Source organism: Pantoea sp. MT58, assembly GCF_014495885.1.
Classification (GTDB): Bacteria; Pseudomonadota; Gammaproteobacteria; order Enterobacterales; family Enterobacteriaceae; genus Pantoea; species Pantoea eucalypti.
This window is the reverse complement of sequence record NZ_CP061083.1, coordinates 825,763-850,453: the sequence shown is the minus strand read 5'-3', so window position 1 is coordinate 850,453 and position 24,691 is coordinate 825,763. Positions and strand designations below refer to the sequence as shown.

Annotated in this window: 20 protein-coding genes and 3 tRNA genes; 9 read left to right on the top strand and 14 right to left on the bottom strand. The window is 55.7% G+C overall.

The annotated features are described in order from the left end of the window. Positions 1-60: 60 nt before the first annotated feature. The 4 genes from IAI47_RS04070 to syd form a co-directional block, all read right to left on the bottom strand. On the bottom strand, positions 61-507 hold the full coding sequence (locus IAI47_RS04070) for a flavodoxin (protein WP_008927118.1): 447 nt from the start codon (positions 505-507) through the stop codon (positions 61-63). Between the two features lie 12 nt (positions 508-519). Next, the gene (gene truC / locus IAI47_RS04065; protein WP_008927119.1) at positions 520-1,299 is read right to left on the bottom strand and encodes a tRNA pseudouridine(65) synthase TruC; all 780 of its coding nucleotides are present in this window, start codon (positions 1,297-1,299) and stop codon (positions 520-522) included. After that, positions 1,299-1,628, bottom strand: a complete 330-nt coding sequence (locus IAI47_RS04060) for a YqcC family protein (RefSeq protein WP_008927120.1) — start codon at positions 1,626-1,628, stop codon at positions 1,299-1,301. The genes truC and IAI47_RS04060 overlap by 1 nt, the downstream gene beginning before the upstream one ends. A gap of 587 nt (positions 1,629-2,215) precedes the next feature. After that, on the bottom strand, positions 2,216-2,764 hold the full coding sequence (syd, locus tag IAI47_RS04055; protein WP_033743633.1) for a SecY-interacting protein: 549 nt from the start codon (positions 2,762-2,764) through the stop codon (positions 2,216-2,218). A 62-nt stretch (positions 2,765-2,826) separates the two neighbouring features. Here syd and queF point away from each other — a divergent pair, with 62 nt between their 5' ends. The 3 genes from queF to xni all read left to right on the top strand — a co-directional run bounded on the left by queF (position 2,827) and on the right by xni (position 5,996). After that, positions 2,827-3,672 (top strand): NADPH-dependent 7-cyano-7-deazaguanine reductase QueF, encoded by an 846-nt coding sequence (gene queF, locus IAI47_RS04050; RefSeq protein ID WP_003854628.1) that lies wholly within the window; start codon positions 2,827-2,829, stop codon positions 3,670-3,672. Between the two features lie 169 nt (positions 3,673-3,841). Beyond that, positions 3,842-5,206, top strand: coding sequence for a nucleotide 5'-monophosphate nucleosidase PpnN (gene ppnN / locus IAI47_RS04045; RefSeq protein WP_003854629.1), 1,365 nt, complete (start codon positions 3,842-3,844; stop codon positions 5,204-5,206). Between the two features lie 34 nt (positions 5,207-5,240). Further along, positions 5,241-5,996: a flap endonuclease Xni gene (xni, locus tag IAI47_RS04040; protein WP_008927122.1), complete on the top strand. Its 756-nt coding sequence runs from the start codon at positions 5,241-5,243 to the stop codon at positions 5,994-5,996. 24 nt (positions 5,997-6,020) lie between these two features. Here xni and rlmM read toward each other — a convergent pair whose 3' ends face one another. From rlmM to IAI47_RS04020, 4 genes are all read right to left on the bottom strand, one after another. Then, on the bottom strand, positions 6,021-7,121 hold the full coding sequence (gene rlmM / locus IAI47_RS04035; protein WP_003854631.1) for a 23S rRNA (cytidine(2498)-2'-O)-methyltransferase RlmM: 1,101 nt from the start codon (positions 7,119-7,121) through the stop codon (positions 6,021-6,023). Further along, entirely contained in the window at positions 7,114-7,509 is a 396-nt protein-coding gene (locus tag IAI47_RS04030) for a DUF423 domain-containing protein (RefSeq protein ID WP_003854633.1), read from the bottom strand. The genes rlmM and IAI47_RS04030 overlap by 8 nt, the downstream gene beginning before the upstream one ends. Positions 7,510-7,559: 50 nt before the next feature. Beyond that, positions 7,560-8,477 (bottom strand): transcriptional regulator GcvA, encoded by a 918-nt coding sequence (locus IAI47_RS04025; RefSeq protein ID WP_003854641.1) that lies wholly within the window; start codon positions 8,475-8,477, stop codon positions 7,560-7,562. Between the two features lie 335 nt (positions 8,478-8,812). Further along, positions 8,813-9,034 carry a YgdI/YgdR family lipoprotein gene (locus IAI47_RS04020; RefSeq protein ID WP_003854643.1) on the bottom strand — a complete coding sequence of 74 codons (222 nt, stop codon included), beginning with the start codon at positions 9,032-9,034 and terminating at the stop codon, positions 8,813-8,815. Positions 9,035-9,243: 209 nt separating this feature from the next. Between IAI47_RS04020 and csdA the strand changes: the two genes are divergently transcribed. Then, entirely contained in the window at positions 9,244-10,452 is a 1,209-nt protein-coding gene (gene csdA, locus IAI47_RS04015; RefSeq protein WP_008925646.1) for a cysteine desulfurase CsdA, read from the top strand. Positions 10,453-10,454: 2 nt separating this feature from the next. Then, positions 10,455-10,910, top strand: a complete 456-nt coding sequence (gene csdE / locus IAI47_RS04010) for a cysteine desulfurase sulfur acceptor subunit CsdE (protein ID WP_008925647.1) — start codon at positions 10,455-10,457, stop codon at positions 10,908-10,910. Here csdE and tcdA read toward each other — a convergent pair. Together tcdA and mltA are read right to left on the bottom strand one after the other, a co-directional pair. Next, entirely contained in the window at positions 10,889-11,701 is an 813-nt protein-coding gene (tcdA, locus tag IAI47_RS04005; protein WP_003854645.1) for a tRNA cyclic N6-threonylcarbamoyladenosine(37) synthase TcdA, read from the bottom strand. The two genes, csdE and tcdA, sit on opposite strands and share 22 nt — an antisense overlap. A 48-nt stretch (positions 11,702-11,749) precedes the next feature. Beyond that, entirely contained in the window at positions 11,750-12,898 is a 1,149-nt protein-coding gene (gene mltA / locus IAI47_RS04000) for a murein transglycosylase A (protein WP_003854646.1), read from the bottom strand. Between the two features lie 203 nt (positions 12,899-13,101). On the opposite strand from mltA, the gene IAI47_RS03995 reads away from it, so the two are divergent. The 3 genes from IAI47_RS03995 to IAI47_RS03985 all read left to right on the top strand — a co-directional run bounded on the left by IAI47_RS03995 (position 13,102) and on the right by IAI47_RS03985 (position 13,451). Beyond that, a tRNA-Met gene (locus IAI47_RS03995) sits at positions 13,102-13,178 on the top strand. Positions 13,179-13,243: 65 nt separating this feature from the next. Then, positions 13,244-13,320 (top strand) — tRNA-Met (locus tag IAI47_RS03990). Positions 13,321-13,374: 54 nt separating this feature from the next. Next, positions 13,375-13,451 (top strand) — tRNA-Met (locus tag IAI47_RS03985). A gap of 111 nt (positions 13,452-13,562) precedes the next feature. Here IAI47_RS03985 and amiC read toward each other — a convergent pair. Then, on the bottom strand, positions 13,563-14,807 hold the full coding sequence (gene amiC / locus IAI47_RS03980) for an N-acetylmuramoyl-L-alanine amidase AmiC (RefSeq protein WP_003853935.1): 1,245 nt from the start codon (positions 14,805-14,807) through the stop codon (positions 13,563-13,565). A 232-nt stretch (positions 14,808-15,039) separates the two neighbouring features. On the opposite strand from amiC, the gene argA reads away from it, so the two are divergent. After that, positions 15,040-16,368, top strand: a complete 1,329-nt coding sequence (argA, locus tag IAI47_RS03975; RefSeq protein WP_003853937.1) for an amino-acid N-acetyltransferase — start codon at positions 15,040-15,042, stop codon at positions 16,366-16,368. 49 nt (positions 16,369-16,417) lie between these two features. Here argA and recD read toward each other — a convergent pair whose 3' ends face one another. Genes recD through ptrA form a run of 3 tightly spaced genes read right to left on the bottom strand, consistent with a single transcriptional unit; the run spans position 16,418 to position 24,683 of the window. Next, positions 16,418-18,259 (bottom strand): exodeoxyribonuclease V subunit alpha, encoded by a 1,842-nt coding sequence (gene recD / locus IAI47_RS03970; protein ID WP_008925648.1) that lies wholly within the window; start codon positions 18,257-18,259, stop codon positions 16,418-16,420. Continuing rightward, positions 18,256-21,795 (bottom strand): exodeoxyribonuclease V subunit beta, encoded by a 3,540-nt coding sequence (gene recB, locus IAI47_RS03965; protein WP_008925649.1) that lies wholly within the window; start codon positions 21,793-21,795, stop codon positions 18,256-18,258. The genes recD and recB overlap by 4 nt, the downstream gene beginning before the upstream one ends. Beyond that, a complete protein-coding gene (ptrA, locus tag IAI47_RS03960) occupies positions 21,792-24,683 on the bottom strand; it encodes a pitrilysin (protein ID WP_008925650.1) in 2,892 nt (963 codons plus the stop codon). Before ptrA ends, recB begins: the two co-directional genes overlap by 4 nt. Positions 24,684-24,691: the final 8 nt, after the last annotated feature.

The following is a 24,691-nucleotide window of genomic DNA, read 5'->3' as shown; positions in this document are numbered from 1 at the left end:
GCCAGTGCAGGCCAGGCTTATCATTACGCTGCGAAGGCAGAGATAAGCCTGGCACCACAATCAGAGCTGCGCGCCCCAGACTTCAACCCATGGAGAGGTGACCGCTTCTGGCTCAGGGTTTTCAGTGGCATCAACCAGTAAGACTTCGCCAACCCGCTGAGCGCCCTGCTCCTGCAGCAGCGCATCAAACGCTTTGCCCGCGCCACAGAAATGGTCATAACTGCTGTCACCCAGCGCAATCACGCCGTAGCGCAGCGCGGGCTGATGACCCAGCTTATCCTTGATCGCATGGAACAGACCGGAAATCGAATCGGGCAAATCGCCCTGGCCGGTGGTTGAGGTGACGATTAACGCCACATCGCCGGCACCGTTCTGCCAGTCTGCCAGCGTCGGATCATCAAATACGGTGACGCTGTGCCCCTGCTGTTGCAGTAACGGCTCCGCTTCTTCCGCCACCAGCAATGCATTGCCGTATACCGTACCTACAAAAATGCCAATCTTTGCCATCTGCTTTCTCCCTTATTCTGAAACGCTATCCTGTCCTGGCGCTGCGTTAAACTCAACCCGCGGCACCTCAGGAATCTGATCCTGCCAGCCAAACTGATTCATCAGATTCTGCCAGACGCCATCCAGTCCGGCGCGTATCAGCAATGGTTCACCGGTCACCGGATGGGTCAATGCCAGGCTGCTGGCGTGCAGCATCAGTCGGTTAGCGCCGAAATGTTCGGCAGCACCCCGGTTCTGACGCAGATCACCGTGCGCAGAATCACCAATAATCGGATGACGCAGGTGTGACATATGGCGGCGCAGCTGATGCTTACGACCGGTTTTAGGGGCCATCTCTACAAGGCTGTAGCGCGACGTGGGATAACGACCAATGCCGACCGGCATCTCAACGGTGGCCAGTGACTGATAATCGGTGACGGCGGGCTGTGCGGTGCGCGCTTCAGTGGCGTGTTTATCGGCAATTTTATCCAGCTCTTCCACCAGCGGATAATCGATCGTTCCACTGCTCTCCAGCCAGCCACGCACCACGGCGTGGTAGGTTTTCTGCATCTGGTGCTGTTCAAACTGCAGGGAAAGCAGACGTCCGACTTCACTCGAAAGCCCCATCAGCAGCACGCCTGACGTGGGTTTATCCAGTCGATGCGCGGTAAAGACATGCTGTCCGATCTGATCACGAACAGTCTGCATCACAAACACCGTTTCATGGCGATCCAGCCAGCTGCGATGAACCAGCCAGCCGCTGGGCTTGTTAACGGCAACCAGCCACTCATCCTGATAGAGTATCTCCAGCATCAGTGGGCAGCATCCTTCATCAAGGCATCCAGCTGACGCAGGGTCAGCAGCAGCGGCGCAATGCCGGGCTGGTCAGGTACCAGCGCCACTTCATAATAGGGGGCAACGGCAAAGTTTTGCGGCAGCGGATGTCCCGCGGCAATCAGGGCATGCATCCGCGGGACTAAGACCCACTGGAGCCACTGCAGCGGTTCCAGTGTATCCACACAAAAAGGTTCCTGGCTCTTAAGCGCACCCTCGGCCGGAGGAGTACTTTGCCAGAGATGGTGCTCACGCATCACCGCTTCCAGTTGCTCCAGCCGTTGCGTAATTAATTGTTCAGGCGCCATGCGCCACCTCCAGCGAGCAGTCAAAAATGGGCGGCAAGCATATCACTTGTTGGCACAGGCACAAAAAAAGGGAGCACTGTATAAACAGTGCTCCCGGTTCGTTTGCAGCTATCCTGCTACGTTTATGCTCCCTGCTCTTCCATGACAACTTGTCCAGTGCGAACTCCTGTCGCGCATCGTCCTGATGTATCCTTAGCCTCCTGGCCCACCGCCTCTTCTGAGGGGTTCTCGTTCTCCATCCTGGAGGTGTCCCTTACTCAATCCTGAGCGATCCTGTTTCGTCCTGAAACCTTCACTGTGCCGTAAGCTCCGTTACGTTCCTGCCTCATGGCTTACCATCATCCTGACGATATCTGTTTCCTGAGCATCCTGCAGTGAGAAACATTTTGACAGAAACCGTTACGCAAACAAGGTACTCAGAAGGGAACTTTACGAAATGTGCTGCAGATATTCAGATAAACGCCATTAAGTTTATGATTCACAATATTTTTACATTTCAGTTTTCCGAATATCTTATCTGTTATATGGCGATCTCTCACAGAAGATGTAAGAGATATCTCACAAGGTAAGCAGCCGATCACTGCAAATCAGTTGATAACCGGTTGTAATGACTTAAGAAATATCTCAAGACTTTCGGCTAATACCGCACGCTGTTTGCGGCCAGGCTGCTCCAGAATCACTTCACCACTGAGATTAGAAAGCGAGATGATCTCCTCTTCTGAATCGGTTGTGGCAATAAACAGCGTAGGCGACTGCCTGAGGCGGCGCTGCATCACCAGATGGCCAATCAGGTTCTCCTGTAACCGCAGGAAATCCTCTTCACTCCACACCTGCAACAGTGTCAGCTGATTCTCGCCAAAAGTGGCCTGCATATCCCCGGCAAACTGCGCGGTATAGAAATCTGTGACTGACGGCTGAAGCTGGATATCGATCGCCCGTTCAACTGCATCCAGCGTCGGTGGCAGACTAAAAGGCTGCGGCTGCCAGAGCACACGCTGATCGCGATCCTCAAGTGCGCAGGGCGAGGGAACGCCATAGAGATCGCTGCTGGCCGGCGCATGTCCCGCCTGCTGAAGCCAGTGCTGGCAGTATCGGGTAGTAAAGTCGCGCAACGCGGCGGCAGTTTGCTGCATCATTCATATTCTCACTTCTGATGGGTTACACTTAGCCACTTTGATTAATTTTGGTGGTAACCGCAATGACTACTCACGAACAGGATCAGGCGCTCAGTAACCTGACGCTGGGCAAACCCACAGCCTATCACGATCAGTATGACAACAGCTTACTGCAGTCGGTGCCACGCAGTCTGAACCGTGAACCGCTGGGCCTGTTTCCCGACAGCCTGCCCTTTACCGGCAGCGATATCTGGACCCTGTATGAACTCTCGTGGCTCAACAGTAAAGGGCTACCCCAGGTTGCCGTCGGGGAAGTGGTGCTGGATGCACAGAGCCGCAATCTGATCGAGTCGAAAAGCTTTAAGCTTTACCTTAACAGTTTTAACCAGACCCGCTTTGCGGACTGGGGCGAGGTCCGTCAGACGCTGGAGCGGGATCTGAGCGCCTGTGCAGAAGGTGAAGTGCAGGTTGCGCTGTTCCGTCTTAGTGAAATTGAAGGTCAGCCTGTCGGTCATTTTGACGGTTGCTGTATTGATGAGCAGGATATTGCTATCGACGATTATCGCTTCAATGCCGACTATCTGGCGGATGCCGCAGGCAGCGAAATCGTTGAGGAGACGCTGGTGAGCCACCTGCTCAAGTCAAACTGCCTGATCACCAATCAGCCTGACTGGGGCTCGGTGATGATCCGCTACACAGGCCCGCGTATCGACCGTGAAGCGCTGCTGCGCTATCTGGTCTCATTCCGCCAGCATAACGAATTTCACGAGCAGTGCGTCGAGCGCATCTTTAATGATGTGATGCGTTTCTGTCATCCTGAAGCGCTGACCGTTTATGCACGCTACACCCGCCGTGGCGGACTGGATATCAACCCGTGGCGCACCAATGTGCCCTTCTCACCCGGTTTTTCACGGCTGGTTCGTCAGTAGTTTGCGAGACTTCTCGCAGGCTGCGTGCTGTATGCGCAGTTCCGCTTGAGCTGTGCAGGCCGACAAGGCTACTCTGATGAAGGCGGCAATCTGCGGATTGCCGACCAGGGATTTTCGTCACTGCGGTTGCAGTGCCAACAGGCACCCAGGCGGGTGTAAAGGAGTTCATTTGATTACCCATATCAGTCCACTTGGCTCAATGGATCTGCTCTCGCAACTGGAAGTCGATATGCTCAAGCGCACAGCCAGCAGCGACCTCTACCAGCTGTTTCGCAATTGCTCTCTGGCAGTACTCAACTCCGGCAGCCAGACTGACAGCAGCCACGAACTGCTCTCCCGCTTTGAGAATTTTGACATCAACGTGCTGCGCCGTGAGCGCGGCGTCAAACTGGAACTGATCAATCCACCGGAAGAGGCGTTCGTTGATGGCCGCATCATCCGTTCCCTGCAGGCAAATCTGTTTGCGGTGCTGCGTGACATCCTGTTTGTCAGCGGCCAGCTCAACATGCCGGGCCGTTTCACGGCAGCCGAAGAGAACGATTCCGCCACGATCACCAACACCGTGTTTTCCATTTTGCGTAATGCACGGGCACTGCACATTGGCGAGTATCCCAACACCGTAGTGTGCTGGGGTGGACACTCAATCAACGCCGTTGAGTACCAGTATTGCCGCAATGTTGGTACGCAGTTGGGTCTGCGCGAGCTGAATATCTGTACCGGCTGCGGGCCGGGCGTGATGGAAGCACCAATGAAAGGGGCCGCCGTTGGCCACGCCCAGCAGCGCTATCGTGACAGCCGCTTTATCGGCCTGACAGAACCCTCGATCATTGCGGCTGAACCGCCGAATCCGCTGGTGAATGAGCTGATCATCATGCCAGACATCGAAAAACGTCTGGAAGCGTTTGTGCGTATCGCCCATGGCATCATTATTTTCCCGGGCGGGGTCGGCACGGCAGAAGAGCTGCTCTATCTGCTGGGCATTCTGATGAATCCGCAGAACAACGACCAGGTACTGCCGCTGATCCTGACCGGACCAGAAGAGAGCGCCGATTATTTCCGTGTGCTGGATGATTTCATCGTCAACACGCTGGGTGAACAGGCGCGTAAGCATTATCAGATTATTATCGATGATGCGGCAGAAGTGGCGCGTCTGATGAAGAAAGCGATGCCGCAGGTTAAAGAGAATCGTCGCGAAACCGGCGATGCTTACAGCTTTAACTGGTCGATTCGCATTGAACCCGATCTGCAGGTGCCGTTCCTGCCCACCCATGAAAATATGGCTAACCTCAATCTCTACACGAATCAGCCTCCTGAGAAGCTGGCCGCCGACCTGCGCCGCGCCTTCTCAGGCATCGTCGCGGGTAACGTTAAAGAGATGGGCATCCGCGAAATCCGTGAGAAGGGACGCTTTAAACTGCATGGCGACCCCGACATCATGCACCGCATGGATGAACTGCTGCAGGGATTCGTTGCCCAGCAGCGCATGAAGCTGCCAGGCACTGCTTACATCCCCTGCTACGAAATTATCAAATAAACCAGGAGGCAGCCCCCGGGCTGCCCATACTCTCATGGCTTTTCATCTTGTTATTGTTGACGCATTGAATCTGATTCGCCGTCTGCATGCGGTACAAGGCTCCCCCTGTGTCGACGGCTGTGTGGCTGCGCTGCGCCAGGTACTGGGTCACGCCCGCCCGACCCATGCCGTGGCGGTATTTGATGGCGAAGCGCGTCATCAGGGCTGGCGGCATCAGCTGCTTCCCGACTACAAAAGCGGTCGTCCGCCGATGCCAGACGATTTGCAGGCAGAGATGCCGGCGTTACAGGAGGCTTTTCGCGCAGCAGGCGTAAGCTGCTGGATTGCGGGCGAGGATGAAGCGGATGATTTAGCGGCGACGCTGGCGGTTAAAATGGCCCAGGCCGGACATCAGGCCACCATTGTTTCCACTGACAAAGGCTACTGCCAGCTGCTGGCACCCGAGATCCGCATCCGCGACTACTTCCAGAAACGGTGGCTCGACCTGCCTTTTATCGAGGCAGAGTTTGGCGTGGCGCCCCAGCGGTTACCTGACTACTGGGGATTATGCGGCATCAGCAGCAGTAAAATTCCGGGCATCACCGGCATCGGCCCTAAAAGCGCAAAGCAGCTGCTAACAACGTTTCAGACGCTTGAGGGGGTCTACCAGCAACTGGACCAGGTGCCCGCCAAATGGCGGGAAAAACTCGCTGAAGGGCAGCATATGGCAGAGATTAGTCGTCAGGTGGCCACACTGAAGCAGGATCTGGTGTTGCAGGGAAATCTGAACACGCTGCGTTACACCGGCTGAGTGCAACGGCACTCAGCCGGTCGATTAACGCTCGTCGCGACGGCCACCGGTCGCAGCCCACATACGACGCACATGAACCGTTACCTCTTCGCGGTCATGATAGAGCTGACGGGCGCGAATCTGCACGTTGATGCCATTCTCATCAAACCGCTCCTGCATCATGGCCAGATTCTGCGTGACCTCTTCATAGCGCTTTTTCATCGGCAACTTAAGGTTGAAGATCGCTTCGCGGCACCAGCCGTTGACCAGCCAGTCGGTCATCAGGTTAGCCACGCGAACCGGCTTCTCTACCATGTCACACACCAGCCAGCTGATGTTGGTGCGAGGCGGACGGAATTTAAATCCATCCGCTTTCTCATGCATCACCTGGCCGGTATCCATCAGGCTCGGTGCCATCGGTCCGTTGTCTACCGCATAAACCATCATGCTGCGCTGGACCAGTTGATAGGTCCAGCCGCCCGGACAGGCTCCCAGGTCCACCGCGTACATGCCGCTGGCTAAACGCTCATCCCACTCATCCGCAGGGATGAAGACGTGGAATGCCTCTTCCAGCTTAAGCGTGGAACGGCTTGGCGCATCAGAAGGAAACTTAAGGCGTGGAATACCCATATAAAACGGCGAGCTGTTTTCCCGAATGGAGTAACCGACGTAACAGGTGCCAGGTGCGATGAAAAACACATGCACAACCGGGCGTTTCGGGCTTTCATAGTTCAGCAGGATTTTGCTTTCACGCAGTGCTGAACGCAGCGGCACGGTGAACTTGCGGCAGAATTTGGTCAGCTCTTTGGCTTCGTTGGTGTCAGGCACTTCAACACGCAGTTCGCCCCCCTTCTCCACCACGCCGGTCAGCATGCCGACAATCGGGGTGATACGATCTTCCTGTGGCAGGTCACGCAGCATTTCGCCGACGACCAGCATCTGACGGGCAAAGATCAGCTCGTCAAATGGCAGCTCACGCGCCAGGCGATCAGCATCTTCGAACTGATAGCACTCAAACAACACGTAGCCGGAGTCATCTTTAACGCGGGGAAAGCCGTAGATTTCGCGTTCCGCCGCTTTAGCGCTGATTTCTGCCGCGCACTCTTTTTCAAAACCGGGGCGACAATAGAGTAAAACTTTATTCATGGCGTTCTGCCTTTCGTTTAAGACGCAAAGCGCCAATCAACATCAATACCCAACCGGCGAGGAAACAGACTCCACCCACAGGTGTGATAAAAACCCAAAACTTAAGATGTGACAGCGCCAGACAATAGAGGCTGCCACTGAACAGCACGGTGCCGAGCGCCATTAACGCACTGCTCCAGTAAAACCAGATATTGGCGCGACGTAACATCGCAGCGCCCAGCCCCATCACCGCTAAGGTGTGATAAGCCTGATACTCCAGCCCGGTATGAATCCAGGCCATTTCAGCCGCACCAAGCGACTGACTCAACACGTGGGCACCAAATGCGCCAAAAGCCACCAGCAGAAATCCGCTGATAGCCGCAAAAACAAACATGGCACGACTGGACATGAACTGACCCTCAGGGTGCTTTTGCATCTGAATGCAAATAAATCAATACGTTATTGTTGATAGCGAAAGCGGAATTTTTCTTGTTCGGTTGCAGCTTTTTCCAGAATCCACTGTCGGAAGGCGGCTATTTTACCCAGTTCTGCCTGACTGTCATGACAAACCAGATAAAAAGCGTTTTTACTGACTAATACATCATTAAATGGGCAGATTAATCGTCCGGCTTCTATTTCACTCTGCGCCATAACATTGTTGGCCAGCGCCACGCCCTGACCATGAATCGCCGCCTGCAGAACCATCGCGCTGTGGCTGAAAATTGGCCCCTGCTGCACATTAATATGCTGCAGGCCCAGCTGCCGGATATAGGATTGCCAGTCGCGGCGGGAGGCATCATGCAGCAGGGTAAAACGCGACAGATCCATCGGCGTTTTCAGCGGATTATCCCCGGTCATCAGTGACGGCGAGCAGACCGGCAACAGATATTCGGCATAGAGTTTTTCCACCCGCAGTCCGGGCCAGTTGCCCCGCCCGTAAAAAATCGCCACATCGACATCGTCTGCCAGTTTCTCTTCGTCACGGTCAACCGCCTGGATGCGCACGTCAATTCCCGGATAAGCCATATTAAAGCTGGAGAGGCGGGGAACCAGCCACTGAATGGCAAAGCTTGGCAGTAAACTGACCGTCAGCGCCCCCTTGGCACTGCGGGCCTGCAATTTGCGCGTCGCTTCGTTTATCGCCGAGAAAATCTCTTTGATGTCGAGATAGTAACTTTGTCCTTCCTCGGTCAGTAACAGCGAACGATTCCTCCGGCGAAACAGCTTTAACCCCAGAAAATCTTCCAGAGATTTTATCTGATGGCTTACAGCAGCCTGGGTGACAAACAGCTCTTCAGCCGCTTTGGTAAAGCTTAAATGGCGTGCAGCTGCATCAAAAACACGCAGTGCGTTAAGAGGAGGAAGGCGTTTCGACATGGTTTTCCGTATCCGGATCGGCGAAAAATACGCAGGCTAATACAAAGCGTTTACGTATTAGAATTTTTAATCCGAGGCATTATAATTTGTCCGTTGAGGAACCTCCAGCAAATACCTATAGTTGCCACACTTCCTGAGCCGGAACGAAAAGTTTTTAGATTTGTGAGTGAGTTCGCAGATTTTCTGAAAGCTTTTGGCTTGTGGTCGTGATGTTGTGTTTGCAAATTTTTGATCCGACGATTGCGGATCGAGCGCTTAATTCCTGTAGATTTACCCTGTCTGTCCATAGTGATTTTTAAATAGCACCGCAAATTGCGGTGCTTTTTTTTTGCTGCTTACTTTGACTCGACCATTTCTTTGACGTCTGAGCGGTTAATCTGCTGCTCGTTGCCATTCGCATCTTTATAGCTGATCATGCCGGTATCATTATCAACTTTAGGCTTGCCCGCAGCCACGATAGTGCGGCCATCGTTGGTATGCATCACGTAATTACTTGAACAGGCACTCAGTGTAAAAGCAAGAGTACACACGGCCAGAACTGCGGTAAGTTTTTTCATCTGCTATCTCCTTGTAGATTGATTGCATCAAACCACCCGCGCTACGCTAACCAGAGGCAGCCGATAAGTGAGATCGACTATTAAACGTCCACTCGTTATGCGGGTTTGGTTCAAACCTTGCAATATTCAGCATAACGCGCTTTTCCAGCTTTGCCAGACGCAGACCATTCTTTCAGTGTGGTCCTAATTTTTCTTATCATGGACCCGGCATGATCCCATTTAACCCTAGCGACTTTCGCCAGCAGTTTCCCGCGCTCGCCGACGCCGGCGTTTATCTCGATAGCGCCGCGACCACGCTGAAGCCGCAGGCCGTCATTGACAGTACACAGCAGTTTTACAGCCTCAGCGCAGGGACGGTTCATCGCAGCCAGTTTGCCGCTGCGCAGGCCTTAACCCATCGCTATGAACAGGCGCGTCATCAGGTTGGCCGCTGGCTGAATGCCGCAGACGATCGTGAGATTATCTGGACGCGCGGCACCACCGAAGCGATAAACCTGGTGGCGAACAGCTGGCTGCGCCCGCGCCTGCAACCCGGTGATGAGATTGTGGTGAGTGAGGCTGAGCACCACGCCAACCTGGTCCCCTGGCTGATGGCTGCGCAGGCATGCGGTGCCCACGTCATAAAATGGCCGTTAGGGCCAGATCGCCTGCCCGATATCAGCCTGTTACCCAACCTGCTCAACAACCGCACCCGCCTGCTGGCTATAGGCCAGATGTCGAACGTCACCGGAGGATGTCCCGATCTCGCCAGAGCGATTCCGCTGGCACACGCTGTGGGTGCGAAAGTGATGGTCGATGGCGCGCAGGGGGTGGTGCATTGCCCGCCTGACGTACAGGCGCTGGATATCGACTTTTACGCTTTTTCCGGCCATAAGATTTACGGCCCGATGGGCATTGGCGCGTTATATGGCAAAGCGGACCTGCTGGAAGCGATGTCACCCTGGCAGGGTGGCGGAAAAATGATAACGGATGTCGATTTCAGTGGCTTCACACCACAGCCAGTGCCCTGGCGTTTTGAGGCAGGTACTCCGAATGTGGCGGGCGTAGTGGGCCTGAGTGCAGCACTGAGCTGGCTGGCGCAGTACGATCTGGCCGAAGCGGAGCGCTGGAGTCAGCATCTGGCGACACTGGCGGAGGAGCAGCTGGCAGAATTGCCTGACTTCCGCAGCTTCCGCAGTGGCAACGCCAGCCTGCTGGCCTTTGAATTTGCTGGCCTGCATCACAGCGATCTGGTGACGCTGCTGGCTGAGCAGGGAATCGCCCTGCGCGCTGGCCAGCATTGTGCGCAGCCGTTGCTGGCAGCGCTGGGCGTCAGCGGCACGCTGCGGGCTTCTTTTGCACCCTATAATAGTTTGCAGGATGTTGATGCGCTGGTGCGCGCCATGAAAGGTGCCATCTCGCTGTTATCGGAGTTTTGATTATGTGTTCATCGCTGTTAGCGCCACACCCGTTTGGCGAACAGATTACTGTTGCCAGCCTGAAAGAGAGCTTTGGCCGCTTTCATCAATGGGAGGATCGTTATCGTCAGCTGATTCAGCTGAGCCGACAGTTACCTGGGTTGCCGGAGGAACTGAAAACCGCAGAAATTGAACTCAGCGGGTGTGAAAATCGGGTCTGGCTGGGCAGCCAGTTATGCGAGGATGGCACGCTGCATTTCTATGGTGACAGTGAAGGACGGATTGTGCGCGGCCTGCTGGCCGTGCTGCTGACTGCGGTTGAGGGCCAGACGCCACAACAGTTACTGGCCAGCGATCCCTTAACGCTGTTTGACGAACTGGGCCTGCGCGCCCAGCTCAGCGCTTCCCGTAGCAGCGGCCTGCAGGCGCTGGCTACCGCCGTGGAGCACGCCGCGCGTCAGGCGCTGACGGCATCCTGACGAACAGCGCGCGCCAGAAACTTCTTCAGCGCATGTGAAACGGCAACAAAGCCGAACGTAGCGGTAACCATGGTTGCCGCGCCAAAGCCGGATGTGCAATCCATCCGCTTCGGACCTTCCGCCGTGCTGCGTGAAGCACAGACGCTGCCATCTGCCTGCGGATAAACCAGCGCTTCAGTTGAAAAAACACAGTCGATGCCGAGTTTACCTTTGCTGTTTTTCACCACGCCCAGGCTTTTCAATCGTTCGCGCAGCTTCGCCGCCAGGGGATCCTGAATGGTTTTCGCCAGATCGGCGACCTGAATTTGCGTCGGATCAATCTGCCCACCCGCACCACCGGTGGTGATTAACGGGATCTTATTCCGGCGACACCAGGCGATCAGCGCCGCTTTAGGCCGCACGCTGTCGATAGCGTCGATCACGTAGTCAAAACCGGCAGCCATCAGTTCAGCAGTGTTCTCCGGCGTAATAAAGTCATCTATGCAGATCACTTCGCAGTCAGGATTGATCGCACGCAGCCGCTCTGCCATCACGTCCGTTTTGGCTTTGCCCACGTTGCCCTGAAGCGCATGAAGCTGCCGGTTGGTGTTGGTGATACAGACATCATCCATATCAATCAGGGTAATTTTACCAATCCCGGTGCGCACCAGTGCTTCCGCCGCCCAGGAACCGACGCCGCCAATACCGATGACGCAGAAGTGTGCGTCAGCAAAACGTTGCAGCGCATTCTGACCATAGAGACGCGCCGTGCCGCCAAAGCGCTGATGCCAGGCGTCGTTTAACACTTTCATAGTTGAACCTGTTACGTCGTGCGGGCCCGAAGGCCCGCAGAGAAGAAATTAGTTAGCGCCGAGAAGCAGTGAACCATTATTACCGTTTTGCGTGCCGGAGAACAGCGGCTGTCCGGCACCCGGTGCAGCTTTGAGTACCCAGACGCGGCCATAGTGATTATAGAAGCCGGCGAGATGCGCGGCGTCCGGGCCGATACCCTGATAGATATCAAAGTGCTGGCCTTTAATCGCGCCACCCACGTCGAGTGCGACCATCAGGCGCATCTCATATTTGCCGTTGAATTTGCCCTTCTCATTTAACTGCGGCACTTCAGCCAGCAGTACGGTGCCCGCCGGAATAATTGAGCGGTCAGAGGCAACCGAGGCTTTTGCTACCAGCGGAACGGCGCTGGCTCCACGCACCGGCGTAAACGGTTCAGCTTTAAAGAAGACAAACGATGGGTTGGTTTCCAGCAGTGCGCGAACTTCCTGCGGTGAGTGCTCCTGCGCCCACTGGCGAATGGCCTGCATCGACATATCTTCGCGTTTCACTTCGCCGCGATCGATCAGCTCTTTACCAATACTGTGGTAGCCCCAGCCATTTTTACCGGCGTAACCGAAGAAGGTCATCGGGCGGCCATCGCCAAAGTCGACATAACCACTGCCCTGCACATCCATCATGAAGTTATCAATCAGCGAGTTGCTGTAGGCAATGACATAGCGGTCATCGAGTCCGCCACTATAGATAGAAGCGCGGCTCGGTAATTTTTCTCCGCGTTTGCGCGGCGGCATGCGGTAGATCGGATACTGGAACTCACCCTGACGGGTGTAGCGCGCTTCCACGACCGGCGTGTAGTAACCCGTGAACTGCACGTTACCGTAGTTGTCCGTGCCCTCCATCTGCCAGGCGTTCAGGCCATACTGACGAAGCTGTCGGGTATCGGCTCCCGCCATCAGCCAGCTTTCAATTGCACTATAGGTGCCGTTCTGACGACTATAAAGGGCAGATGAGGCGGACTGAATCTGGCGCACCTGATCGCCAAAGTCTTTACCATTAACTGGCGCACCTTTGGCATTGGGCTGATTTACCAGCGCCAGCGGCTGTTCCAGTTTGCCATCTTTATATTGCTGACCGCGATCGGTCGGTTTAGAGCTACAGGCCGCCAGCAGCGTAATTAACGCGCCAGTGAGTGCATACTTCACCCAATGTGATTTCATTATCTTCTCTTTTTATAACTGTTCGCCCCGCGACGATAGCAAAGCCCCCGACAGAATGAAATGCATCCGCTTTGACCCGGTGCATATCAGTTCAATAATTAATCAGATGGTTGAATCCTTCAGCAACTGGCTGTTAATTTGGCTTTTATCTTCAAAAAGGGGTTGCATGAATTAGCGCGGAGAGTATAGTGCGCTTCCACGGACGCGGGGTGGAGCAGCCTGGTAGCTCGTCGGGCTCATAACCCGAAGGTCGTCGGTTCAAATCCGGCCCCCGCAACCAATACTTCTGCAGCAGGTTTACAGAAGTCACAGTGTGAGAAGTAAAAGTAATAGAAGCAATACGGACGCGGGGTGGAGCAGCCTGGTAGCTCGTCGGGCTCATAACCCGAAGGTCGTCGGTTCAAATCCGGCCCCCGCAACCAATACTTCTGCAGTTGTTTTACAGAAGTCACAATGTGAAAAAAGTATGATACGGACGCGGGGTGGAGCAGCCTGGTAGCTCGTCGGGCTCATAACCCGAAGGTCGTCGGTTCAAATCCGGCCCCCGCAACCAATCATTTAAACACCTGAAAGGGTGTTTTTTTGTTTCTGACGTTCCTGAAACCTCGTTAGTCTCTCTCCTGCCCTGAAAAGTGCACGGATAGCCGTAACTACCCGCAAACCGTTACCGATGGGCCAGCGCCGCCCCACTCTTCACATAAGCCTTAATGCCGTCCAGAATCGCCTCCGCAACCTGATGCTGATAGCGGGTGGTTCGCAACTTACGCTCCTCTTCCACATTACTGATAAACGCGGTCTCGACCAGAATAGACGGGATATCCGGGGCTTTCAGCACCGCAAACCCAGCCTGATCCACGGTACGTTTGTGCAGATGATTGATGCGCCCCATGCGATGCAGCACCTCTTTACCAAACTTCAGGCTGTCATGAATCGTCTGGCGCTGCACCATATCGAACATGGTGTGATCAAGATAGCGGTCGCCGCTTTTGCTGACGCCACCAATCAGATCGGATTCATTCTGGGTCTGCGCCAGGAAACGGGCTGCCGCCGAGGTCGCACCGCTGGTTGATAAGGCAAACACTGACGAGCCGCGAGCTGCACGGCTGGTAAAGGCATCCGCATGGATCGAGACAAAAAGATCAGCGCGCTGTTTACGGGCTTTCGCAACCCTGACGCGCAGCGGAATAAAGACATCTTCATTACGCGTCATATAGGCTTTCATATTGGACTCTTTGTCGATCAGCGCTTTGAGCCGCCGTCCAATCTTCAGCACAATATCCTTCTCGCGGGTCTTATATTTGCCGTGCGCACCCGGATCTTCCCCGCCGTGACCGGGATCGATCATGATAATGATCGGACGATCGCGCCCCGCTTTACCTGGCAAGGGTGCCTGCACGCCTTCATCTTTCTCCAGATCACCCTGGTTATAGTCTTTCAGCAGGGCCAGAAGAGGATCATCTTCTATCGGGTTCTGACTCGGATAGAGGTCGACCACCAGCCGGTGATTGATCCCGGCGACCGGCGAAAGGTTAAAAATCTTTGGCGCAACGTTGCGCTTTAACTCCAGAACGACGCGCACTGTATTGCTGTCGAACTGGCCGACCCGGGCATTTTTAATAAAAGGATCGTCGACCCGTACCTGCTTATCCACCCCTTTCAGGGCCGAATTGAGATGCAGGCCCTGAATATCTATTACGAGCCGTTCGGGATTGCTCAGCGCAAACTGCTTGTATTTCAGCGCGACGTTTGACTCCAGCGTCATCCGCGAGTAAGTGGATGAGGGCCAGATACGCACCGCCACAATGTGGTTTTTTGCCGCCAGTCCTGTGCGGCTGACGCTTAACAGCAGTAAGGCGCCCGTCCCCTGTAAAAATCGTCTGCGTGAAAAATGGGAATTAACGTCTGACATGCCGCTCCAGCTGCTGTGTTATGTCTAAAAAAGCGCCAGTTAATAAAATGGCGGCGAAAACTTTATCCAATCCGTAGCATGATGTCACCCCGGAAACCCTAAATAATGCAGGCTGTTAGCGGCTTTGACACCCATAAAAACGTAAATTTTCGTCAGGATTAAGACTTGCAAAACCGGGCGTAAAAGCATAAAAATACAAAAAATACGAATAAACATTCACTGAGGGTTGGCCGTGAAGGAACGTAGTACCGAACTGGTTCAGGGTTTTCGCCATACCGTTCCCTATATCAATGCCCACCGGGGTAAAACCTTTGTCATCATGCTGGGTGGCGAAGCGATTGAGCATGAGAACTTCTCTGGCATCGTTAATGACATCGGCCTGCTGCACAGCCTGGGCATCCGCCTGGTGGTGGTTTATGGTGCCCGGCCGCAGATTGATGCTAGCCTGGCGCAGCAGCAGCTGGAGCCGGTTTATCATAAATTTACCCGGGTGACCGACGCGCAATCGCTGGAGCTGGTCAAACAGGCCGCCGGCCGGCTGCAGCTGGATATCACTGCCCGCCTCTCTATGAGTCTCAACAACACCCCGCTGCAGGGCGCACATATCAATGTGGTCAGCGGCAACTTCATTATTTCACAGCCGCTGGGCGTGGATGATGGCGTGGATTACTGCCATAGCGGGCGTATCCGTCGTATCGATGAAGAGGCGATTCATCGCCAGCTGGATAACGATGCCATTGTGCTGATGGGCCCGGTGGCGGTGTCTGTTACGGGCGAGAGCTTCAACCTCACCTCGGAAGAAGTGGCCACGCAGCTGGCGATTAAGCTGAAAGCGGAAAAAATGATCGGCTTCTGCTCTGAGCAAGGCGTCCTGAATAGCGAAGGTGAAATTATCTCTGAGCTGTTCCCGAATGACGCGCAGGCCCGTATCGACGAGATTGAAAAGGAAGGCGATTATCTTTCCGGCACTGTTCGCTTTCTGCGTGGCGCGGTGAAAGCCTGCCGAAGTGGTGTGCGCCGCAGCCATTTAATCAGCTATCAGGAAGATGGCGCACTGTTGCAGGAACTCTTCTCACGCGACGGTATCGGCACGCAGATCGTTATGGAGTCGGCAGAGCAGATCCGCCGCGCCAATATCAACGATATCGGCGGCATCCTCGAACTGATCCGGCCGCTGGAGCAACAGGGCATTCTGGTACGTCGCTCTCGCGAGCAGCTGGAAATGGAGATCGATAAGTTCACGATTATTCAGCGCGACAATCTGACCATCGCCTGTGCCGCACTCTATCCGTTTATGGATGAGAAGATTGGCGAGATGGCCTGTGTGGCGGTTCATCCTGATTATCGCAGCTCCTCACGCGGAGAGATGCTGTTGCAGCGCGTGGCGTTGCAGGCAAAGCAGATGGGACTGGAAAAGCTGTTTGTGTTGACCACGCGCAGTATCCACTGGTTCCAGGAGCGCGGCTTTACGCCGGTTGATATTGAGTCACTGCCCGAAAGTAAAAAAGAGATGTATAACTATCAGCGCCGTTCAAAAGTGCTGATGGCCGACCTCACCTGATTCACCGCAGAAGGGACAATCACCCACATCGTGATCTGTCCCTCTCTTCTCAGCGCGTTTCCGCCAGTCGCTCTACCAGACCGCTGCGCCGCTGCGTTTGCTGCTGCACGGCACGCTGAAACACGCCAGGTTCACTGTAAATAGTCAGTTGTTTACGCGCACGGGTAATCGCGGTATAGACCAGTTCACGGGTCAGAACCGGCAGCAACTGCGTGGGCATCACAAGCGCGGTGTGATCAAACTCCGACCCCTGCGATTTGTGCACCGTCATCACCCAGGCGGTTTCATGTGAAGGCAACCGGCTCGGCTGAATTGCCTTGATCGACCCATCGGGTAGCGGGAAAAAGACTTTCAGGTTGCCCTCTTCATCCCGCAGCGTAATGCCGATATCGCCATTAAACAGGCCGAGTGCGCTGTCGTTTCGGGTAATCATCACCGGACGACCTTCATACCAGCGGCTACCCATTCCAGGACGCCGGATGCGCTGCAGTTGCATCAGTCGCTGCTCAATACGCTGGTTCAGACCCTGAACGCCAAAGGGTCCGTCACGTAACGCGCACAACAGCTGATAACGACCAAAAGCGGTTATGATCTCAGCGGGTGGTGCGTGCTGCCTGATGAGCTGCAGGAAGGGCTGGTAGCCCTGTGCGACTTCGTCCAGCATCCCCTGATACGCTTCCGCGCTGTTCAGCGGCTGGTAACTGACATCTTTATGGGCCGCTGCAAACACCGCTCTGACCTGGTCGGCATCACCCTGATTAATCGCTTTTGCCAGCTGGCCGATGCCGGATACGGCGTCAAACCGATAACTCTTTTGCAGCAGGCAGATGCTGTCGCGCACTGCCGGTGCCTGCGCATCATCACTGCCCTGTAACGTGCAGCCGGTCAGCAGGGCGAGCTGTTCTGCCCGCGCCAGGCTGTAGCCGCTTTCCGTGCAGCGGCAGATATCGCCCAGCACCGCACCGGCTTCAACAGAGGCCAGCTGATCGCGATCGCCCAGAAACACCACGCGGGCATGGGCAGGCAGCGCGGCGATCAGTTTTGCCATCATTGAGAGATCGACCATCGACGCTTCATCGACAACCAGCACATCCAGATGCAGCGGATTACCGGCATGGTAGCGTAGCCGCTGGGTATCCGGCTGAGCGCCCAGCAGGCGATGCAGCGTAGTGGCTTCGGCAGGAAAACGCTGCCGTTCTTCGTCGCTGACGGCCAGATCCTGCAGTGCCCTGCCCAGTGACTCGGTCAGCCGCGCGGCAGCTTTGCCCGTCGGTGCCGCCAGCTGGATGCGCAGCGCGCCCGGATTCAGGCGAATCAGGGCGGCGAGCAGTTTCGCTACGGTGGTGGTTTTGCCTGTGCCTGGCCCGCCGGAAATGACTGCTGTTTTGCGGGTCAGCGCCACTGCTGCAGCAATTTTCTGCCAGTTCTCTGGCTGGTCGTCAAACAGGCTGTTAAGGACATCTCCTGCGGCACGGATATCAAACGCGGTTTTCACTTCCTGGGCAGCAAAAAAATCGACAACGCGACCTTCGCTTTGCCAAAGCCGATGCAGATATAAACGCTGGTTGCTTAGAACCAGTGGCGTCACCCGGCTTCCATCACTCACCGCCGGCCAGTCAGCGAAGTGTGATAACCAGTCATCCGGCGCGCCAGCAGCCTGCCAGATCGCCTGGGCCAGCGCAGGCTGACGTCCGGCAAACAGGTGCGCCTCACAGAGATTGCTCAGCGGAAAACAGACGTGCCCTTCACCTGCCTCAGCGCTGACGCAGGCGGCAGCGAGCAGCCGCGCAGGCTGTGATTCCGGCACCACGAGTTGTGCAAACTGAATATCGAGCGGGCGCAGGAGACGCTTCTCTACTGCCTGCTGCAGCAGACTCAGCATGTCACTCATAACACCTCTCCGGTTTCACCAAACAGTGCATCGATCGCTTCCACAAAGGCTTCGCCAGGTCGGGTGGCAAAAATGCCGTTGTCCGGCGAGCTGCCGTCCATCCCGCGTAAAAACAGATAAAAGACGCCGCCAAAATGTTGCTCATAGTGGTAGTCCGGCAGGCGATGTTGCAGATAGCGATGCAGCGCCAGCGTATAGAGCTGATACTGCAGATCATAACGGTGGCCGATCATGGCCTGCGCCATCGCCTCGGGTGTGTAAGCGGCATGGCTATCGCCCAGCCAGTTCGATTTGTAATCGAGCAGATAATATTTTCCCTGCCAGCGGAAAACCAGATCGATAAACCCCTTGAGCATGCCGCGCACCTGACGAAAATCCAGCGGGGCGGCCTGCAGAGAGAGGCTGTCGTGCTGGCGCAGCAGATCGTCAAGATCGGCCGCCGTCAGCAGATTGTTGATCGGCAAATAGAACTCCATTTCGATCAGTCGTTCGCTGCTTTTAATTGCCGATAGCGTCAGCCCTTCCGCGTTAAGCGGCGTATGCAATACCCGCTCAATCCACTGTTCCAGGACCGGTAACCAGTCTGACGGATAGCCATTATGCTGCAGCTGATCCTCCAGCCAGACGCGATCCGGCAGTTCGGTAAAGTCGATCGACTCAAACAAACCGTGCAGGAAGGTGCCCGGCGCCGCACCGCGCGGAAAATGGTGCGGTGTCAATGCAGCCTCTTCACCACTCTCGTCCTCGCCCGCCGCATCAATATCGAAGTTTGGCAATGCATCAAGAAGTGACGAGCTGTGATGCTGTTGCAGGCCGGAATAGCTGGTGACCCGCCAGGCATCCGCCAGTGCGCGGGTCACGTCGCGACTGCTCAATACCTCATCGCCCTGCTCAGCGTCCTGCCACCTTTCTCCCGGCATCAGATCGGCTTCAACCAGCGCAATCCCCTCACCGGTTAGCGCATTCAGTTTCTGGCTGAGCTGCTGCGCATCCGCCGCCTCACCCTGCTGCACCAGATACCCGAGCGCGCTTTTGTGCAGATCGCTTTCGCCCTCTTTTTTTCGCGTGCCTTTAATCAGCGGTGCAATGCCGACGCTGCAGTGATAGATCGAGCGGGTCAGCGCCACATAGAGCAGACGCAAATCTTCCGCCAGACGCTCCTCTTCGGCTAACGCCAGACTCTGTGCATCGCCCTGCACATCAAGCAGCGCCATGAAGTTGTCACGATCGTGATAAAGCGCGCTGGCCGCCTCGCGGAATCCGGCAGCAAACGGCAGCCATACCAGGGGATACTGCAGCCCTTTCGATTTGTGGATGGTGACGATTTGCACCAGATGGCGGTCGCTTTCCAGACGCAGCTGCTGGCTGGCGGCCTGGCTGTTTGGTCGGGCAATCTGCTGCGCCAGAAAACGCACCAGAGCGTGAGGACTCTCCAGCTGTACTGAGGCTTCCTGCAGCAGTTCACCCAGATGCATCAGGTCCGTCAGGCGACGTTCCCCGTTCTCCGAGGCCAGCATATTTTCCGCCAGCTGCCGCTTGATCATGACATCACGCAGCATCGGTAACACGCCGCGCTGGTGCCACAACTGCTGCCAGACGGCAAACTGCTCCACCAGCGCATCCCACTCGCGTTCATTCTGCGTCAGCGCATCCAGCGTCGCGGCATCAATAGCAAAAATAGAGGTGGCCAGTGCGCTACGCAGCAGCCGTTCCTGTTCAGGAGCCTGAATCGCCTGAAGTAACCAGAGTAATTCGCGCGCTTCCGGCGTGGTGTAAACGCTGTCCCGGCTGGAGAGATAGACCGAGGGAATTGACAACGCATTCAGCGCGTCGCGGATCAAACCGGCCTCATTGCGACTGCGCACCAGCACGGTAATATCAGAAGCCCGCACTGGCTGTAGCGCGTCGCCTTTGCCCAGGCAGGCACGTCCCTGCTGTCCGGCCACCAGCCAGCGGCTGATATCTGCCGCACACTGTTGCGCCATAAACTGCTGGTAATCGCTGTTGCCGACGCCCTCACCGGGCTGCAGCCAGAACCGTAACGCCGGTTGCTGCTGCTCGTCAAAAATCAGCTTCAGTGACTGGTTGGGCGCAGCGGGCATTACCGGCTGAAAGGGGATCGCCGAAAACAGAAAAGGCGAATCGATCTGAGAAAAGAGGCGATTGACGCTCTCGACCATCTCAGGTGAAGAACGCCAGTTAGTATCAAGTGTGTAGTGAGCACTGACTTCGTTTCTGGCCCGCAAGTAGGTAAAAATATCCGCACCGCGAAACGCATAGATGGCCTGCTTGGGGTCACCGATCAGAAACAGCGCCTGTTCTGGCTGATTAATGTAGAGCGTACGGAAGATGCGATACTGCTGTGGATCGGTATCCTGAAATTCATCAATCAGTGCCACCGGGAAACGCGCCCGGATAGTTTCAGCCAGCAACACGCCGCCCGGCTGCTGCAACGCTTCATCCAGCTTACTGAGCAGGTCATCGAAACCTAACAGCGCACGTAACCGTTTCTCGCGCTGAACTGTGGCTCGTACATCGGTCAGCGCCTGCGCAATGATCACATCCCGCAGCGACAGCGGTTCTGCCAGAAACTGATCAACAGCCTCAAACAGCGAATGGCGCGGTGCTTCACCCTTTTTCGTTTTCTCATCAAGCACCTGCTGTCCAAAACGCTCCAGCTCTTTAGGCAACTGATAATCACGCGTTTCGCTGCTGGCCCACTGCGTGACGCGGGCGACCCAGTTGGGCAGGTGTTTACTGCTATAGCTACGCTTATCAACGCCAGATGCGCTGATCATCCCTTCAACATCGGCGCTCAGCGCCTGCCACTGCTGCTTCATGGCGTTGATGCGCGCCAGATTGCGGGCGTGACGTGACGCCAGATCCTCATCGGCAGCGGGCGGCCGTTTGAGCACTGGCGACTCACCCTGTAGCCAGGGGCGCAGTGTCGTCAGCAGGCTGTCGGGTCCGCTCCACTCTGCGGCGATAATCCGTGCCACATCCAGACTGAGTGGATAGCACTGACGCCGCCAGAAATCGGCAGTGGACTGCTTGAGCAGTGCCTGTTCATCTTCTATCAACTCCTGCTCGAATAGCATGCCCGATTCAAACGCGTTGAGATTCAGCATTCGCTGACAGAAGCCGTGAATGGTGAAGATGGCGGCTTCATCCATCTGGCGTTCGGCCGCCAGCAGCTGCGCAGCGGCCTGACTCAGATCGGGCATCTGCGCCAGCAGCAACTGGTGCATCGGATTGCGGCTTTCGCCGCGAATACAGGCCAGCCGCAGCTGATGAATATTTTCGCGGATGCGGCCGCGTAACTCCGCCGTCGCGGCCTCGGTGAAGGTCACCACTAAAATTTCTTCTACCGAGAGTGGCCGGCTATACGCGTTTTCGCCGCCCAGCCCCAGCAGCAGGCGCAGATAGAGCAGACCAATGGTAAAGGTTTTTCCGGTGCCTGCTGATGCCTCAATCAGCCGCTCGCCTCTGAGCGGCAGCGTTAAGGGATTCAGCGATACGGGCGGTAACTGCGTCATTGGGTCTCACTCTTAACCGGCAGCGACTGCTGCAGTTTCGCCAGTTCTTTCCAGGTTTTCCAGCCAGGCTGGCGGGCAAATTCAACCTTGCCGTTGCCGGTGCCGGCAATCTGTGACGTCATCACCATGCCCTTGTGTTCGATCACCGCCTGCCGGAAAAAGTCAGCCAGGCTGGCCGGGGTTAACCGCGCCACCTGCTCGGCCATTTTTTGCCGGGTGTTAAACAGATCATTCTGTCGATCAAAGTCGCGGCTATAACGGTCCGCTTCCTCAAAGAGCGTCTGAGGACGCTGCTGCAAATCATTGATCATCGCCTGCTGATACTGAACAAAGTCTGCCTGACTCATGCTGCGAAGACGCTTTTCTGCCTGCGGATAGAAGGCCTGATAGCGCTGCAATAGCCAGCCCGGTTGCTTGCTATTACTCTGCAGCAGGAAACCGATGCCCCACTGACGGCCCACTGGCATCTGGAAGGCAAAGACGGCATAACCGAGCTGCTCTTTGGTGCGCAACTGATTGTAGAACCAGGGCTGCACAATCTGACTCAGCATAGAACTGTGCGCCATGCTCTGATATTCGCTGTATCCCAGTGGAACATAGAGCGCGGCAAGGGCGGAGTCAGTGCTGCTGCCCTGCTGTTGCAGGTTGGCTTTCATCGGTTTTTTAATGGCCACATACTGGCTGTGCCAGTCGCGGGTCGCATTACTCTGCACCTGCTGTTTAAGCTCATGTCCCAGTTGCTTCACACTCTCCGCACTGAGATTACCCACCACCAGCATCTCCGGGGTCGCGTCGCGGAACAGCGAGTCGCGATAGGTCGTTACATCCTTCAGTGTGAGCGTGCTCACCAGCTTGCGACGGGTTTCGCGCTGGGTATAAGGCAACTGTGAGAGCAACTGCATCGGCTGAATCGCCTGTTCAAACGCCTTGCCTTTCTCCGCCGCGTCCAGCCGCTCCAGATACCAGGATTTAGCCTGCGCCAGCTGCTGTTCTGTCGGCTGGAAGGTGGCATAGCCCTCTACCAGTTTCTTCAGCAGCGTGGGCAGGCGCTGAGTAAAGCCACTGGCGCTAAACACCAGCCCGTCATCCTCACCGGTTGAGAAGCTGATGCCGCCCACCGAGGCCTGTGAGTTTAACGTGTCCAGTGCCAGACTTGAGAGGTAGTCATTGAGGCCAAACAGCACCTGCTGGCGGGCGTCACTGATCGCATGCCGGTTACGTAACGCGAGGGTTATGGCCGCTTTGGGCTCGCTGGCATAATAGCGGCTGGGCATCCAGTAAATACGCATACCGTCTTCGTTATCCAGCTTCACCGGATGCTGATACGTTTTACCGTCTGATGGCAACAGGGTGAAGTCATCCGGGATATAGGGGTTCAGCACCGGCATCGCCAGCGAAATCTGACTGGCGCGCTGCTGCCAGTCGGCAAACGTTTGTGGCGTGATCTTCTCAACCTGATAAGGCGCTTCCACAAAATAGGCGGTTTTATTGTGCGGCTCCTGCGGACTGATGTACCAGATTCGCGCATGCTGCGGGGTCATCTCTTCAAGCCGGGATTTGATCGCCGCGGCATCGTACTGATCCGCCAGATAAGGTGCATCCAGCGTATCTTCCACCGGTACGCGCAGCATGGTATCAACCAGCCATTCAATATAATCCATATCGCGGGTAATAGAGGGGTAGCGGAAGTCGAGTGCCAGCACGTGTGAAACTTCGTCGAAATAACGCTTATCATCGCCCTGCTGACGCAGCAGGTTGATATAGCTGAAGATCGCCGCCACCACGTCATCACGCTGTGCCAGGCCTTTATCCGTGAGTGAGACGGTAATAGCAAACACGCCGCTATTACGCTCGGTCATTGGGTCCGCGCCTGCATTCACTCCATCGGCCAGTCCCTGTTTTTGCAGCCAGTCGGTGAGCGTGTTTTTACTGCGATTACTGATTAAGTAGCTAATCAGCGTGTCGGTTTTACTGCGGAAGCGATCGCTGTTGTTGGCAATGCGGAACTCAATTTTAAGCTGCTTGCGCGGCTGTGCAGGAACGTAATGAATAATGACGCCCTGCTGGGCATCGGTCACCACCGGCACCGTAATGTCTGGCACGCTGGCATTATGATTTTGTACCCGCCCAAAGGTTTTAGCTGCAATTGACGCCATTTCCGGCAGCGGTTTATTGCTGTAGATCACCGCCTTCATCAGGTTGGCGGAGTAATGAGTATGGTAAAAATCGAGCAGCGCCTGGTGCAGTTTGCTGCCGGGTTTATCTTTCAGGGTTTCAAGATTGCCGCCCGAGAAACGTGATGCCGGATGTGCCGGGTTCAGGGTTTCAGCACCGACCTGTGCCATACGCAGGCCATCACGCGAGCGGGCCATGGTCAGCTCCGCATTCACAGCATGGCGCTCACGGTCGGCATTAACCGGATCCAGCAGCGGCTCGGCCACGGCATCCGCCAGGCGATCCACCGCAGGCTCCAGCGAATCGTTTTCCACTTCCAGATAAAAAGCGGTGCGGTAAGAGGCCGTGCTGGCGTTGTGGCTGCCGCCATGCTTTTTCAGGAATTCAGCCAGATTGTCGGGTTGCGGATAATGTTTTGAGCCCATCAGCACCATATGCTCAAGGTAGTGCGCCAGCCCCGCCTGCTGATCGGGATCGTCCAGCGATCCTATCGGCAGCGTCAGCGCCGCCAGCGATTTCGGCGCCACAGGATCGGAAACCAGTAATACCGTCATCCCGTTGTCCAGCCGGATAGCCTGATAATGACGAGGATCCTGTTCACTTTTGTGAATGGTGTCGTTAACTGGCTGCCAGCCTGAAGATGTCTGCGCCTGTGCCGTGCAAGCCACCAGGCTTAACATTAGCGCCGCTATCCAGCGTGCGTGTACCCGCATGTAAACCC